Source organism: Acidovorax sp. LjRoot118 (assembly GCF_964253575.1).
Lineage (GTDB): Bacteria > Pseudomonadota > Gammaproteobacteria > Burkholderiales > Burkholderiaceae_C > Acidovorax.
In genome coordinates this window covers 902,638-915,968 of sequence record NZ_CAXURB020000001.1, presented here as the reverse complement: position 1 = coordinate 915,968, position 13,331 = coordinate 902,638, and the positions used below count along the sequence as shown (strand labels likewise).

Genomic DNA, 13,331 nt, shown 5'->3' with positions numbered 1-13,331 from the left:
TTGTGGCCCGATCAGCCACGCGGATGGTGCTGCGCATGCAGCGCCTTGAGCCGCTCGCGCGCCACATGGGTGTAGATGGTGGTGGTGGAAATATCGGCATGCCCGAGCAGCAACTGCACCACGCGCAGGTCGGCACCGTGGTTGAGCAGGTGGGTGGCAAAGGCATGGCGCAGCGTGTGCGGCGACAGCGGCGTGGTGATGCCGGCCACGGCCGCCCATTTCTTCACGATGATCCAGAACATCACGCGCGTCATGCCGGCACCGCGATGGGTCACGAACAGGTCGTCCGTCTGCTGGCCCGCGAGGATGGCGCCGCGCGCCTCGGCCAGGTAGCGGTCGAGCCACTGGCGCGCCTCTTCGCCAAAAGGCACCAGGCGCTCCTTGCTGCCCTTGCCCATGACGCGCAGCACGCCTTCATTGAGCCCGAGCTGGAAGGTCTTGAGCGTGACCAGCTCGGTCACGCGCAGGCCGCTGGCGTACATCAGCTCCAGCATGGTGCGGTCGCGCAGGCCCAGGGGGTTGCCCAGATCGGGCGCGGTGAGCAGGGCCTCCACCTGCGCCTGCGACAGGGTCTTGGGCACGCGCAGAGGCTGGCGCGCCGCCTGCAAGCGCACGGTGGGGTCGGCGCTGATGCGCCGCTCGCGCAGCGCCCAGTGGAAGTAGCGCCTGAGCACTGTCAGGCGCCGGTTGGCCGAGGTGGCGCGGGTCTCTTCATGCCGTGCCGCGAAGTAGCCCTGCAGGTGCTGCTCGGCCGTGCCGTCCAGGGCCAGCCCGGGATGGTGCTCGGCCAGCCACTGCGCATACAGCGTGAGGTCGCGCCGGTAGGCGGCCAGGGTGTTGCGCGAGAGGCCGTCCTCCAGCCACAGGGCGTCCACAAAGGTATCGATCGCGTTCAGGCTGGCGGTGAGCATGCCAAAACCATAGCACGTAAAAAAGCCGCCCGTGGGCGGCTTGGGTACAGCGTGGGCGCGCCTGGTTTATTCCAGCGTCAGCTTCTGCTTGACCACCACGTCCTTGTAGACCGCGAATTCGGCCTTGATCTGCTCGGCAAACTGCTCGGGCGTGTTGCCGATCACGATGGAGCCGGTCTCCTCGATGCGCTTCTTCACGGCCGGATCTTCCAGCGCCTTGCGCACGGCGGCGTTGACCTTGTCGACCACTTCCTTGGGCAGGCCCTTGGGACCGACGATGCCGTAGTAGGCCATGCGGTTCACGGGCTCCAGCCCCAGTTCCTTGAACGTGGGCACGTTTGGCAGGGCGGCGACACGCTGGGGCGCCGCGACGACGATGGGCACCAGGCGGTTGTCCTTGATGAAGGGCAAGGCCGAGGGCAGGTTGTCGAAGATCATCGGGACCTGGCCGGCCACCGTGTCATTCAGCGCCGGGCCCGCACCCCGGTAGGGGATGTGCGTCACGAAGGTGTTCGACAGGCTCTTGTACAGCTCCATCTGCAGGTGGCCGATGCCGCCCGTGCCCGACGACGAGTACGAGTACTTGCCCGGCGACTTCTTGAGCTCGGCCACGAAGGCCTTGTAGTCCTTGGCCGGAAAGCTCGGGTTCACCGCAATGATGTTGGGCGTGGCCGCGATATTGGTGATGGGCGTGAAGTCCGTGATCGGGTTGTACGGCGTCTTGGGGTTGATGGCCGGGTTGGCCGCCGTGGTGGACACAGTGGCGATGCCCAGGGTGTAGCCATCAGGCGCCGAGCGGGCGGTTTCGCTGGCACCCACGATGCCGCCGCCACCGGCCTTGTTCTCCACGATCACGCTCTGGCCCAGGGCACGGCCCAGCGGGTCGGCGATCACGCGCGCAATGATGTCGGTGGTGCCACCGGGGGCAAAGGGCACCTGCAGCTTGATGACCTTGTTGGGGTATCCCTGGGCGGCGGCAGATCCTGCGGCAGCCACCAGCGTCAGCGCGAGCCATTGACGACGATGCATTGATTTCTCCTTCATGAGGGGGTAACAGACAGCGATGATGGTATGCGCAATGGCAACCACCGCGCCTTATGGATTTCACATAGGTGCTTACCCGTGGACGGTGCGGCGTCTCGGGTATTCTCGGAGTGTGAATTACGCCCAGCTCCTGCTCCCCGATTTCTCCTTGATCCTGTGCGGTTATCTGGTGTGCCGCTTCACCGCATTGAACCGCGCCGTTTGGCAGCCGGTTGAGAGCCTGGTGTACTACCTGCTGTTCCCGGTGCTGCTCTTCCAGTCCATCGTCAAGAGCCCGGTGGACATCGGCGCCGCATCCGGACTGATCGCCGCCGGCATGCTCACCGGCATCGCCGGCATTGCGCTGGCCTACAGCATGCCGCACTGGCCCTGGCTGGGCAAGCGCCTGGACCTGCGCGACCACGCGGCCAGTGCGCAGATCGCGTTCCGCTTCAACTCCTTCATCGGCCTGGCGATTGCCGAGCGGCTGGCCGGCGCACAGGGCCTGCTCATGATCGCCGTGCTGATCGGCGTGTGCGTGCCGCTGTTCAACGTGGCCGCCGTGTGGCCCATGGCACGGCAGGGCAAGCACGGCTTCGTGCGCGAGCTGGCGCGCAACCCGCTGATCGTGGCCACGCTCTCGGGCCTGGTGGCCAACCTGCTCGGGTTCCAGATCCCCGCCTGGATCGAGCCCACCGTCACGCGCATCAGCGCCGCCTCGCTGGCCCTGGGCCTGATGGCGGCGGGTGCGGGCATGCAGTTCGGGCTGCTCACGCGCGGCAAGGCGCTGAGCATCTCGGTGCTGGCCATCCGCCACCTGGTGCTGCCCGTGATCGCCTTCGGCCTGGCGCACCTGTTCGCGCTCAACCCGGTACAGACCACCGTGCTGCTGGCCTTCTCGGCCCTGCCCACGGCCAGCACCTGCTACGTGCTGGCCGCGCGCATGGGCTACAACGGCCCTTACGTGGCCGGGCTGGTGACGCTGTCCACGCTGCTGGGCGTGGTGAGCCTGCCGTTTGCGCTGGGTGTCCTGCGGTGAATGCCCTCCACGCCCTGGCACGCAGACGCGTGCTGGCCGCCGGCCTGCTGGCGGCCAGCATCGCACCGCTGGCCGCTTGTGGACGCAAACCAAGCCGTGGGCAGGCCGTCCCGTCCGGGGCCACCGTGCTCGCGCTGGGTGACTCGCTGACCTCTGGTGTGGGCGCTTCTGCCGACACGGCCTACCCCGCCGTGCTGCAGCGCCTGACGGGGTGGAAGGTCATCAACGGCGGCATCTCGGGCGACACCTCGGCCCAGGCCTTGAAGAGGTTGCCGGAGCTGCTGCAAAAGCACCAGCCCGCGCTGGTGATTGTCAGCATCGGGGGCAACGACTTCCTGCGCCGCCAGAGCGCCAGCGCCACGCGCGCCAACGTGTACAAGATCTGCGAGCAGGCCCGCGCCGCCGGTGCGCAGGTATTGCTGGTGGCGATACCCGAGCTGACGATCCTGGCCACCCTGGGCCAGTTGAGTGACCATGCGATGTACGAAGACATCGCCAAGGAGCTGGGGATTCCCCTGCACCGCAAGGGCTGGTCGGGCGTGCTGGCCGACGCCAGGCTGCGTTCGGACAACATACACGCCAACGCCGCCGGGTACGAACTGTTCACCCAGGGGCTTGTGGACACCCTGAAGGACACCGGGCTGCTCGCCCGGTAGGGTGCGAGATCAGGCGATCAGGCGCAGCGCCGACTCCCAGGCCATCTGCGCGTGGGAAAGCCCCTCTTCCCGGTTGAACTGCGCCGCCGTGCGCTCGCACACCGCCACCGGCGGGTAGGTGATGGTGCGGCCGCCCGCGAGGGCCTTGGTCTGCGCCTGGCAGGCACGCTCCAGGAAGTAGATGTTCAGGAAGGCCTCGGCAATGGTGCGGCCCGCGGCCAGCAGGCCGTGGTTGCGCAGGATCATCACACGGTGCGCGCCCAGGCTGGCCACCAGGCGCTCGCGCTCCTCCAGGTCCAGGGCGATGCCCTCGTAGGCGTGGTAGCCGATATGGCCATAGAACTTGAGCGCATGCTGGGTGATGGGCAAGAGCCCCTCCTCCTGGCACGACACGGCAATGCCGTCGGCCGTGTGCGTGTGGATCACACAGGCCAGGTCATGGCGTGCCATGTGCACGGCAGAGTGGATGGTGAAGCCCGCCGCGTTCACGCGCTCGGCCGCATCGCCGACCTCCACCGCCGCGCCGCTGGGGTCGATCTTCACCAGGTCCTCGGGCCGCATCTCGTGGAACAGCACGCCGTAGCGGTTGATGAGGAAGTGGTCCGGCGTGCCCGGAATGCGCGCGCTGATGTGCGTGTCGATCAGGTCGGTCATGCGAAAGTGCGCAATGAGCCGGTACAGTGCCGCGAGGTCGCGCCGGGTCTGGGTTTCGGCATCCACGGATGCCGCAGTGTGGTGGGTGGTCATGGTGGTGTGCTGGTTTGCAGTTGTCGTCAGGCCAGTGCCAGGTCCGGCTGCTGGCGGATCATGGCCGCCACGGCAAGGCTCTGCGCGTCGCCCTGGGCCTCCAGCGCGGCGATCACGCCCAGTCGGTCGGCTACGGACTTGTCCTGGTTGAGCTTCATCTTGCCCTCGATGCGGGCGATGGGAATGCGCACGGCTGCAATGGCGCGCAGGCGCGATGCGGTATGGTCAGTGGGCACGCCTTCAAAGGTCCATTCGCCGCCCAGCGGCGTGTCGTAGGTGGCCACGGTGCGCGTGAGTACCGCGTGGATCGCTGCCACGTCTTCCACCACTTCGGGCGTGCCCCGCACGTGGATGGCGGTGTAGTTCCAAGTCGGGAAGGTCAGCCGATTGGCATACCAGCTCGGCGAGATGAAGGCGTGAGGGCCCTGGAAAATGACCAGTGCCGGAGCACCGGCCTTGAGGTCATGGTATTGCGCATTGCCACGCGCCAGGTGCGTGGTCAGCAGGCCGTGCGGCCCGCCCTCCTCGTCCACCAGGAAGGGCAGGTGCGTGGCGTTGAGCCCCTGCGCGCCTTGGGTCACCAGGGTGGCGAAACTCCACGCGCGCATGCGCTCGCGCAGCAGCGGCTCGTCCTTTTCCGCATAGGCGGGGGGCGTGTACATGGCGCGGCTCCTTACGCGTGCTGGTGGAACCAGCGCACCGTGTCATCGAAGGCCACGCCCGCCACGTCGGCCACCGAGACGGCTTCGAGAAAACTGTGCACCGTTCCCTTGTAGACCTTGGACTGCACGTCCACGCCCTCTGCCTTCATCTTGGCCACCATGTCGATGTTGCCGTCGTACAGCGGATCGCACTCGGTGATGACCAGGAAGGCGGGTGGGATGCCGCGCAGGTCGGCATCGAGCAGGTTCATGCGCGGGTCGGTGTAGTCCTCCTTGCGGCCCAGGTAGTTGCGGTAGAACCAGACCATCATGTGCAGCGACAGCCCGTAGTCGCCCGCGCCGTAGCGCACCACCGAGTCCTGGTACAGGTCGGTGCTGAAGCCCGTGTAGTTGAGCACCATGCCGCGGATGGGGCTTGGACCCAGGTCGCGGAAATGCAGCGCCGTGCACAGCGAGAGGTTGCCGCCGGCCGAGTCGCCGCCGATGAAGAACTGGTCCTTGTCGAAGCCGATCTCGCCGGCATGGGCGATGAGCCAGTCCACGGTGTCGATGCACTCCTCGATCGGCTGGGGGAACTTCGCATCGGGTGCACGCGTGTAGTTGATGCCGATGACCACGATGCCGGCCCGCTCGGCGTACTCGCGCATCAGGCGGTCGTGCGTGTCCACGCTGAACAGCACGAAGCCACCGCCGTGGATGTAGAGGAAGGCGCCGGGCATGCGCTGCTCCTTGGGGTAGTAGGTGCGAATCATCACCTCGCCGTGGCGCGTGGGCACCTGGCGCTCGGTGGTGCGTGCCATCACCGGCCCGCCCGCAGTCCAGGGTGCGCGCACCTTCTCGGCGATGTCTCGGCCTTCGGCTATGGACACCGTGTCGCGGCGCGGGAACTTCGACGCATCCGCCGCCATGCGCTGCACGAACAGCTGGACTTGCGGATCGAGGGGCGCAGGCTTTGCGCCCTGGGTGGGTGCAGCGAAGGCGGGGTCGGGCTGGTTCATGTTGGGGTGTGTTTGCAGTGGATGGATCGAAAGGCCCGTGCGGGCGGCGGTGCTAGTACCCGCGCGCGGTGTCTACCTGGTTGAAGAGCGCGCCACCGGAGCGCATCTGGGCGATGTTGCGGGCCACCTGGCCGGCGACCACGTCGTAGGTGGCCATGGTGGCCATGTGGGGCGTGACGACCACGCCCGGCGTGGTCCACAGCGGGTGGTCCTGCGGCAGGGGCTCCTGCTCGAAGACGTCGACCACGGCGCCGCGCAGCTGGCCGCTGCCCAGCGCGGCGATCAGGTCGCCCTCGACCAAGTGCTCGCCCCGGCCGCAATGGATCAGCGCCGCACCTTTGGGCAGTGCATCGAAGGTGCGGCGGCCCAGGATGCCGCGCGTCTGCTCGGTCAGCGGCAGCAGGCACACCAGCACATCGGTCTGCGCCAGGAAGGCGTCGTACTGCTCTTCCCCGGCAAAGACCTGGATGCCGGGTACCTCGCGCGCCGTACGCGCCCAGCCGCTCACGGTGTAGCCCAGCGCGGGCAGGCGCGCGGCGATCAGGCCGCCCAGCTCGCCCAGGCCCATGAGGCCGATGCGGCAGGTGGCGGCCGGTGTCTGCAGCGGGCGCTTCCATTCGCGCACACGCTGGCTGGCCAGCGCGGCATCGAGCTTGCGGTGAAAGTACAGCACGCCCCACAGCACGAACTGCAGCATGCCCTCGGCCAGCATGGGATCGACCACGCGGCACACCGGCAGGCCGCGCAGGTCCTGCCCGGCCACGACATTGTCCACACCAGCTGCGATGCTGTGCACGAGCTTGAGGTGGGGCATCTGCGCATACAGGTCGGGCGGCGTCTGCCAGCAGACGGCCACCTCGGCCTGCAGCGCACGCGGGTCGGGCCAGGTGCACACGTCCAGGGTGGGGTCGGCCGCCTGCAGCAGGGGGCGAAGGAAATCGAGGTTGGCTGTACGGCTCAGAAGGGCAACGGTGGTCATGACGAGGATGCGATGAGGTGCTGTGCCAGCGCGAGGTAGGCCGACATCGGGGTGGAAGGGACTTGCATGGTAGTCAAGCCGCCAGCCTGTGCTCGAAGAAATCCAGCCCCGGCATGGCCGCCAGCAGCGTGCGCGTATAGGCGTGCTGCGGGTTGCTGAAGAGCTGGCCCGGCGCGCCGCGCTCGACGATCTGGCCGCGCTGCATGACCACCACCGAGTTCGATATCTCGGCCGCCACGCGCAGGTCGTGGGTGATGAACATCATGGTCAGGTTGAGCTCGGCCTTGAGCTCGGCCAGCAGGGCCAGCACCTGCGCCTGGATGGACACGTCGAGCGCCGACACGGCCTCGTCCGCGATCAACAGGCGCGGCTTGAGCGCCAGCGCCCGGGCAATCGAGATGCGCTGGCGCTGCCCGCCCGAGAATTCGTGCGGAAAGCGGTCGATGGCCGAGGCCCCCAGGCCCACCCGGTCGAGCAGCGCGGCAGCGGCCTTGAGCGCTTCGGCGCGTGGTGTGCCGTAGATCATGGGGCCGCGCGCAATCGCATCGCCCACCTTCTGGCGCGGGTTGAGCGAGGCGAACGGGTCCTGGAAGATGATCTGCACCTGGCGCCGGTACGCGCGCAGCGCCGCGGCATCCTGCCCCAGCACCGGCTTGCCCGCAAAGGTGATGCCGCCGCTGTCGGGCTCGATCAGGCGCATCACCATGCGGCCCAGCGTGGACTTGCCCGAACCGGACTCGCCCACCACCGACACCGTCTCGCCCTCCTCGATGGCCAGGTCGATGCCGTCGGCCGCCACCACCGTGCGCGGGGGCGCGAACAGGCCCGCCTTGGAGACGAAGGTCTTCTTCAGCTGCTCGATCTTGAGCAGCGGTTCGGCCTGCACCGCAGGCCGCGCCGTGCTACGCGCCTGGCGGCCGGGCACGGCGGCGATCAGCGCGCGGGTGTATTCGTGCTGCGGGTTGCGCAGGATGGCGTCGCGCGTGCCCTCCTCCACCACGCGGCCGTGGCGCATCACCACCACGCGGTCGGCAATGTCGGCCACCACGCCGAAGTCGTGGGTGATGAACAGCACACCCATCCTGCGCTCGGCCTGCACCTTCTGGATCAGGTCCAGGATCTGGCGCTGCGTGGTCACGTCCAGCGCCGTGGTCGGCTCGTCGGCCAGCAGCAGGCGCGGATTGTTCAAGAGCGCCATGGCGATCATCACGCGCTGGCGCTGCCCACCCGAAAGCTGAAAGGGGTAGCTGCGCACGATCTGCCGGGGCGATGGCAGGCCCACTGCGTCGATGATGGCGATGCAGCGCTCCTCGATGGCGGTGGCGCCGAGGTGCTCGGCGTTGTGCAGTTGCAGCGCCTCGGCCACCTGCGCGCCGATGCGCTGCAGCGGGTTCAGGGCGCTCATGGGCTCCTGGAAGACCATGGAGATGCGCTCGCCGCGCAGCTTGCGCATCTGCGGCGGGGTCAGCCCGGTGAGGTCGGTGCCGTCGAGCAGGATGCGGCTGTTCTTGTCGATGCCCACGCGCGGCGGCAAGAGGCCCAGGATGGCGTGCGCCGTCATGGACTTGCCCGAGCCCGATTCGCCCACCAGGCAGACGATCTCGTTCTCGGCGATGTCCAGCGACAGGCGGTCCACCGCATAGTTGCGGTCGCCCGAGCTGGGCAGCACGATGGACAGGCCCTGGATCGACAGCAGGGGCACGGCGGGGTTGGTGGCGGTCGTCATTGGCGGGAGATCCTCGGGTTCAGCACGTCGTTCAGGCCTTCGCCCACGAGGTTGATGGCCAGCACGGTGAGCAGGATGGCGATGCCGGGGAAGAAGCTCATCCACCACGCCTGGCGCAGCATGGTGCGCGCTGCGCCGATCATGAAACCCCAGCTCATGAGGTTGGGGTCGCCCAGGCCCATGAAGCTCAGCGCGCTCTCGATCAGGATGGCGCTGGCGATGCTCAGCGAGCCCGCCACGATGATGGGCGACAGCGCATTGGGCAGGATGTAGCGCACGATGAGCGACAGCGGCGACTCGCCCTGGCAGCGCGCTGCCAGCACGAACTCGCGCTCCTTGAGCGCCAGGAACTCGCCGCGCGTCAGGCGCGCCACCTGCGGCCAGCTGACCAGCGCGATGGCCACCACCACGGTGCGGATCGAGGGCTCCAGGATGGCCACCAGCAAGATGCACAGCATGAATGCCGGAATGGTCTGGAACAGCTCGGTGAAGCGCATCAGCCACTCGCCCACGCGCCCGCCCACGTAGCCCGAGAGGGAGCCCACCACCACGCCAATGATGAGCGCGACCAGGGTGGAAGTGACGCCGATCATCAGCGACACCCGCGTGCCGTGCGCAATGCCGGCAGCGATGTCGCGGCCCAGGCTGTCGCTGCCCAGCAGCATGCCCTCGGTCTGCGGTGGCGTGAACGGCGCGGCCACCGTGTCCCAGGGGTCGCCCGGAAAGAAAAAGGGGGCGCTGGCCGCGAGCACGATCACCGCCAGCAGGATCACCAGGCCGAGCATGCCGCTCGGATGGCGCAGGAAGGATTTCAGGGTCTGTTTCATCGGGGTTTTCCGCGCCGCTCAGGCAGCCTGGATGCGGGGGTCGATCACGCGGTACAGCAGGTCGGTCACCCAGTTGAAGAAGATCACGAGCACCGACAGCACGAGGAACACGCCCAGCATCACCTGGTAGTCGCGCTGCAGCACGGCGTCGTAGGTCAGGCGGCCCAGGCCCGGCCAGGCGAACACGGTCTCGATCACCACCGAGCCGCCGATCAGCGTGCCGGCCTGCACGCCGGCCATGGTCACCACCGGCAGCAGCGCGTTGCGCAGCATGTGGCGCCACAGGATGCGGCCTTCGGACGCGCCCTTGGCGCGCGCGGTCTTCACGTAGTCCTGGTGGCTCACCTCGATGATCGACGAACGCATCAGCCGCGCATAGATCGCCAGATACAGCATGCCCAGCGTGAAAGCCGGCAGCGCCAGGTGCCTGAGCTTGTCCACCACGGCGGCCCAGCCGCTGATGCTGGTGCCAATGGTCTGGTAGCCGAAAGCCGGCAGCCAGCCCAGTTGCACGGAGAACAGCAGCACCAGCATCAGGCCCAGCCAGAACACCGGCGTGGCGTAGATCACCAGAGCGAGCAGGCTGATCAGCGTGTCCGACAGCTTGCCGGCGCGCACGCCGGCCAGCGCACCGAGCACCACCCCGCCCACCAGCGAGATGGCAAAGGCCGAGAGCGTGAGCAGCAGCGTGGCCGGCAGGCGCTCGGCAATGGCGCTGGCCACGGTGCGCTGCTGGCGGTGCGAGTAGCCCAGGTCCAGGGTGACGATCTTGCCCAGGTAGGTGACCAGCTGCGTCGCCATGGGTTTGTCCAGGCCGTAGTCGGCGCGCACGCGTTCGAGGAAGGCCGCGTCGGTGGCGCCGGACTGCCCGGCCATCACCAGGGCCGGGTCACCGGGCGCGGCGCGCACCAGCATGAAATTGAAGATGGCGATCAGCAGGATCACCGCCACCATCTTTGCAAGCCGCACGCCGAGCGCGCCGAGGCCCTTGAGCCATTGAAGATTCATAAGTCATGCCCGGGCGCCGGGCGCGGCACACTGCCACGCCCGTGTCCCATCAGCCCTTGAAATAGACCGTGTCGAAGCTCTCGTGGATGCCGATGGCACTCGTCACCAGGTTCTGCAGGCGCTTGTCGTGGATGGTGGGGAAGTCCATCTCCACCAGCCAGGCGATGGGCACCTCGTCGACGATGATCTTCTGCATCTCGCTGTAGAGCGCGCCGCGCTTGGCCTCGTCCACCTCCACTGCGGCCTGGTCGGCCAGCTTGTCGACCTGGGCGTTGGAGTAGCCCACCGTGTTGGTGAACAGGATCTTGCGGATGTTGGAGGTCACGTAGTTGCGCGTGACGCCCAAGGCCGGGTCCCCGAACTGGTACAGCCACGAGAGGTTGAGCTCGTAGTCCCAGTTGCTGATGCGCTGCGTGTAGCTGCCCGGATCGGTGGATTCCAGCGTGACGGCGATGCCCACCTTGGCCAGCGACTGGCGGATGTACTCGCAGGTGCGCTGCACCATCTCGCCGTAGGGCGAGACCGGCAGGCGCACGGTGGTGCGCACGCCCTTGGCGTCGGGCTTGAGGCCCATCTCGTCGAGCAGGGCCTTGGCCTTGTCGATGGAGAAATCGTACTTCTTGACGTTGGGTTCGTAGTACTTGGTCTTGGAGTTCACCGGGCCGGTGGCGACCTTGCCGAAGCCGTAGAGGATCTTGTCCTTGATGAAATTGCGGTCGATGGCGTGCATCACCGCCTGGCGAAAGCGCTTGTCGTTCAGCGGTGCCGTGCGGTTGTTGATCTCCAGCCACATGATGGGCGCGAAGTACTCATAGCCCTTGGTGGTGACGGCCAGGTTGTCCTTCTTGGCCAGGCGGTTGGCGTCGAACAGCTCCAGGTCGGTCCACTGCGTGAGCTGCACGGTGCCGTTTTCGAGCGCCAGGGCGCGCGATGCACCATCGGGCACCACGCGGTAGATGATGGCGTCCAGGTAGGGCAGGCCGGGCTTGAAGTAATTTTCGTTGCGCACCAGGTGGATGTGCGAGCCGCGCACCCATTCCTTGAGCTTGAACGGGCCCGAGCCGATGGGGTTGAGGTTGGCCGGGTTCTTGACGATGTCGGTGCCGGCATAGATGTGCTTGGGCATGACCGGCAGGTTGGAGATGTCGAAGGCGCCGATGAAGGGGCCGAAGGGCTCCGTCAGCTTGAAGACCACGGTCTGCGCATCGGGCGCGGTGATGGACTCGCAGCGGCCGAAGATGGCCTTGGCGCGCGGGTGCGTGATGGGCAGGAACTCCTTGACGGTGTAGAGCACGTCCTCGGACGTGAGGGGCTTGCCGTCGTGCCACTTGGCATTGGGTTCGAGCTTGAAGGTGTAGGTCTTGCCGTCGCTCGAGATGGTCCAGCTCCTGGCCAGGCTGGGCATGGGCTTGAGGTTGACGTCGTAGGTCAGCAGGCTCAGGAAGATCTTGCCCGAGACCATCTGCGTGGGCGTGAGCTGGCTCACCGCGAGGTTCAGGATCGGCGGCTCGGGCTGCACGATGGAGTTGAGCGTGCCGCCGCGCGTCTGGCCGTGCGCTGCGGTGATACCCAGCGGAAACTCTGCCAGGCCCAGGGCGCCGGTCGCAAGCAGGTACTTGTGGAACTCACGTTTGTTCATGCTGATCCTCAGGGGGTTGGACGTGGACTGCCGCACGGGTTGCGCGGTGTGTTGATCGCGAATTCAGTGTAGGCAGCCGGCCCCGCCAAGGCGGCGCGTTTCGAGCCGAGTTCTGTTTCGCTTGGGCCATCCTTGCGATGGCTTGACGGCGGGACTTGCGCGCGTCACAGTCCGCTGCATTGCTTTGGCGCGCTTCTTGCGTGCCGAGAGGGAGTGATGAACAACAGCTTGACCACCGCCCGCAGCGTCGTTTTCCAGGACTACCAGGACATCCCGAGGCCGGTCTCCATGATCATCGTGGAGCACGACCCCGAGCCGTCGATGATCGTTCCCCGGCATTCGCACCCGCGCGCGCAACTGGCCTATTCGGTCAAGGGCACGTTCACCCTGCACACCGAAGAAGGCGCCTGGCTCGTGCCGCCCAACCGCGCCGTGTGGGTGCCCGGCGGGGTGGAGCACGAGATGCATGCGCGCGGCCAGGCGGTATCCAACCGCTCGCTTTACATCCAGCCCGACGCCTCTCCCGACCTGCCCACCGAGTGCTGCGTGATCGAAGTGTCGCCGCTGATGCGCCACCTCATCATCGAGGCCATCGACATCCCCCTGCTTTACGACGAGGCGGGCCGCGACGGCCGCGTGATGCGCCTGATCCTCGACGAGATCTGCGGCGCCCCCAAGATCCCGCTGCACGTGCCCATGCCGCGCGATGCGCGCCTGCTGCGCATCTGCCGGGCGTTGCTGGCCGACCCCAGCCACGACGGCGACATCGAGTACTGGGCGCACCATGGCGCCCTGGGCCGGCGCACGCTCACGCGGCTGTTCCGCGACCAGACCGGCATCACCTTCACGCTGTGGCGTCAGCAGGTGCGCCTGATGGAGGCGCTGCGCCGCCTGTCATCGGGCACGCCCGTCACCACGGTGGCCTTCGACCTGGGCTACGAGAGCCCCAGTGCCTTCTCGGCCATGTTCCGCCGCGTGATGGGAAAGACGCCGCGCCACTACCTGGGGCGCAGCGACATGGACCTGGATTGACACCCTGAAGTGGTGCAGTCCGTTCAGTGGATGCACCATGAAAGTCAAAAATCCCCGCATGGCCAGCACCATTCGGGGATTTTT

The 13,331-nt window shown here is 67.2% G+C and carries 13 protein-coding genes; 3 read left to right on the top strand and 10 right to left on the bottom strand.

Annotation, left to right across the window (positions count from 1 at the left end; all coding sequences use genetic code 11):
• Window positions 1-11: 11 nt before the first annotated feature.
• Window positions 12-911 carry a site-specific tyrosine recombinase XerD gene (gene xerD / locus ACSQ9E_RS04350; RefSeq protein ID WP_057202230.1) on the bottom strand — a complete coding sequence of 300 codons (900 nt, stop codon included), beginning with the start codon at window positions 909-911 and terminating at the stop codon, window positions 12-14.
• 66 nt (window positions 912-977) lie between these two features.
• Window positions 978-1,940 carry a tripartite tricarboxylate transporter substrate binding protein BugE gene (locus tag ACSQ9E_RS04345; protein ID WP_057202228.1) on the bottom strand — a complete coding sequence of 321 codons (963 nt, stop codon included), beginning with the start codon at window positions 1,938-1,940 and terminating at the stop codon, window positions 978-980.
• A 127-nt stretch (window positions 1,941-2,067) separates the two neighbouring features.
• On the opposite strand from ACSQ9E_RS04345, the gene ACSQ9E_RS04340 reads away from it, so the two are divergent.
• Both ACSQ9E_RS04340 and ACSQ9E_RS04335 read left to right on the top strand, forming a co-directional pair.
• On the top strand, window positions 2,068-2,973 hold the full coding sequence (locus ACSQ9E_RS04340) for an AEC family transporter (protein WP_436216994.1): 906 nt from the start codon (window positions 2,068-2,070) through the stop codon (window positions 2,971-2,973).
• The gene (locus ACSQ9E_RS04335) at window positions 2,970-3,629 is read left to right on the top strand and encodes a GDSL-type esterase/lipase family protein (RefSeq protein WP_436216993.1); all 660 of its coding nucleotides are present in this window, start codon (window positions 2,970-2,972) and stop codon (window positions 3,627-3,629) included. The genes ACSQ9E_RS04340 and ACSQ9E_RS04335 overlap by 4 nt, the downstream gene beginning before the upstream one ends.
• Before the next feature lie 9 nt (window positions 3,630-3,638).
• Here ACSQ9E_RS04335 and ACSQ9E_RS04330 read toward each other — a convergent pair whose 3' ends face one another.
• From ACSQ9E_RS04330 to ACSQ9E_RS04295, 8 genes are all read right to left on the bottom strand, one after another.
• Window positions 3,639-4,376 carry a class II aldolase/adducin family protein gene (locus tag ACSQ9E_RS04330; protein WP_057202223.1) on the bottom strand — a complete coding sequence of 246 codons (738 nt, stop codon included), beginning with the start codon at window positions 4,374-4,376 and terminating at the stop codon, window positions 3,639-3,641.
• A gap of 26 nt (window positions 4,377-4,402) precedes the next feature.
• Window positions 4,403-5,038, bottom strand: a complete 636-nt coding sequence (locus tag ACSQ9E_RS04325) for an FMN-binding negative transcriptional regulator (protein WP_057202221.1) — start codon at window positions 5,036-5,038, stop codon at window positions 4,403-4,405.
• Window positions 5,039-5,049: 11 nt separating this feature from the next.
• A complete protein-coding gene (locus ACSQ9E_RS04320) occupies window positions 5,050-6,036 on the bottom strand; it encodes an alpha/beta hydrolase (protein WP_436216992.1) in 987 nt (328 codons plus the stop codon).
• Window positions 6,037-6,088: 52 nt separating this feature from the next.
• Window positions 6,089-7,015: a 2-hydroxyacid dehydrogenase gene (locus ACSQ9E_RS04315; protein ID WP_436216991.1), complete on the bottom strand. Its 927-nt coding sequence runs from the start codon at window positions 7,013-7,015 to the stop codon at window positions 6,089-6,091.
• Between the two features lie 73 nt (window positions 7,016-7,088).
• Window positions 7,089-8,741, bottom strand: a complete 1,653-nt coding sequence (locus ACSQ9E_RS04310; protein ID WP_436216990.1) for an ABC transporter ATP-binding protein — start codon at window positions 8,739-8,741, stop codon at window positions 7,089-7,091.
• Window positions 8,738-9,568, bottom strand: a complete 831-nt coding sequence (locus tag ACSQ9E_RS04305; RefSeq protein WP_057202217.1) for an ABC transporter permease — start codon at window positions 9,566-9,568, stop codon at window positions 8,738-8,740. The genes ACSQ9E_RS04310 and ACSQ9E_RS04305 overlap by 4 nt, the downstream gene beginning before the upstream one ends.
• A gap of 18 nt (window positions 9,569-9,586) precedes the next feature.
• A complete protein-coding gene (locus tag ACSQ9E_RS04300; RefSeq protein WP_057202216.1) occupies window positions 9,587-10,576 on the bottom strand; it encodes an ABC transporter permease in 990 nt (329 codons plus the stop codon).
• A gap of 49 nt (window positions 10,577-10,625) precedes the next feature.
• Window positions 10,626-12,215 (bottom strand): ABC transporter substrate-binding protein, encoded by a 1,590-nt coding sequence (locus ACSQ9E_RS04295; RefSeq protein ID WP_436179327.1) that lies wholly within the window; start codon window positions 12,213-12,215, stop codon window positions 10,626-10,628.
• A 216-nt stretch (window positions 12,216-12,431) separates the two neighbouring features.
• Here ACSQ9E_RS04295 and ACSQ9E_RS04290 point away from each other — a divergent pair, with 216 nt between their 5' ends.
• Window positions 12,432-13,247: an AraC family transcriptional regulator gene (locus ACSQ9E_RS04290; protein WP_427999744.1), complete on the top strand. Its 816-nt coding sequence runs from the start codon at window positions 12,432-12,434 to the stop codon at window positions 13,245-13,247.
• Window positions 13,248-13,331: the final 84 nt, after the last annotated feature.

Coding starts and splice junctions, on each gene's coding strand:
- xerD (WP_057202230.1), bottom strand. CDS start 911: ATGCTCACCGCCAGCCTGAACGCGATCGATACCTTTGTGGACGCCCTG.
- ACSQ9E_RS04345 (WP_057202228.1), bottom strand. CDS start 1,940: ATGCATCGTCGTCAATGGCTCGCGCTGACGCTGGTGGCTGCCGCAGGA.
- ACSQ9E_RS04330 (WP_057202223.1), bottom strand. CDS start 4,376: ATGACCACCCACCACACTGCGGCATCCGTGGATGCCGAAACCCAGACC.
- ACSQ9E_RS04325 (WP_057202221.1), bottom strand. CDS start 5,038: ATGTACACGCCCCCCGCCTATGCGGAAAAGGACGAGCCGCTGCTGCGC.
- ACSQ9E_RS04320 (WP_436216992.1), bottom strand. CDS start 6,036: ATGAACCAGCCCGACCCCGCCTTCGCTGCACCCACCCAGGGCGCAAAG.
- ACSQ9E_RS04315 (WP_436216991.1), bottom strand. CDS start 7,015: ATGACCACCGTTGCCCTTCTGAGCCGTACAGCCAACCTCGATTTCCTT.
- ACSQ9E_RS04310 (WP_436216990.1), bottom strand. CDS start 8,741: ATGACGACCGCCACCAACCCCGCCGTGCCCCTGCTGTCGATCCAGGGC.
- ACSQ9E_RS04305 (WP_057202217.1), bottom strand. CDS start 9,568: ATGAAACAGACCCTGAAATCCTTCCTGCGCCATCCGAGCGGCATGCTC.
- ACSQ9E_RS04300 (WP_057202216.1), bottom strand. CDS start 10,576: ATGAATCTTCAATGGCTCAAGGGCCTCGGCGCGCTCGGCGTGCGGCTT.
- ACSQ9E_RS04295 (WP_436179327.1), bottom strand. CDS start 12,215: ATGAACAAACGTGAGTTCCACAAGTACCTGCTTGCGACCGGCGCCCTG.
- ACSQ9E_RS04290 (WP_427999744.1), top strand. CDS start 12,432: ATGAACAACAGCTTGACCACCGCCCGCAGCGTCGTTTTCCAGGACTAC.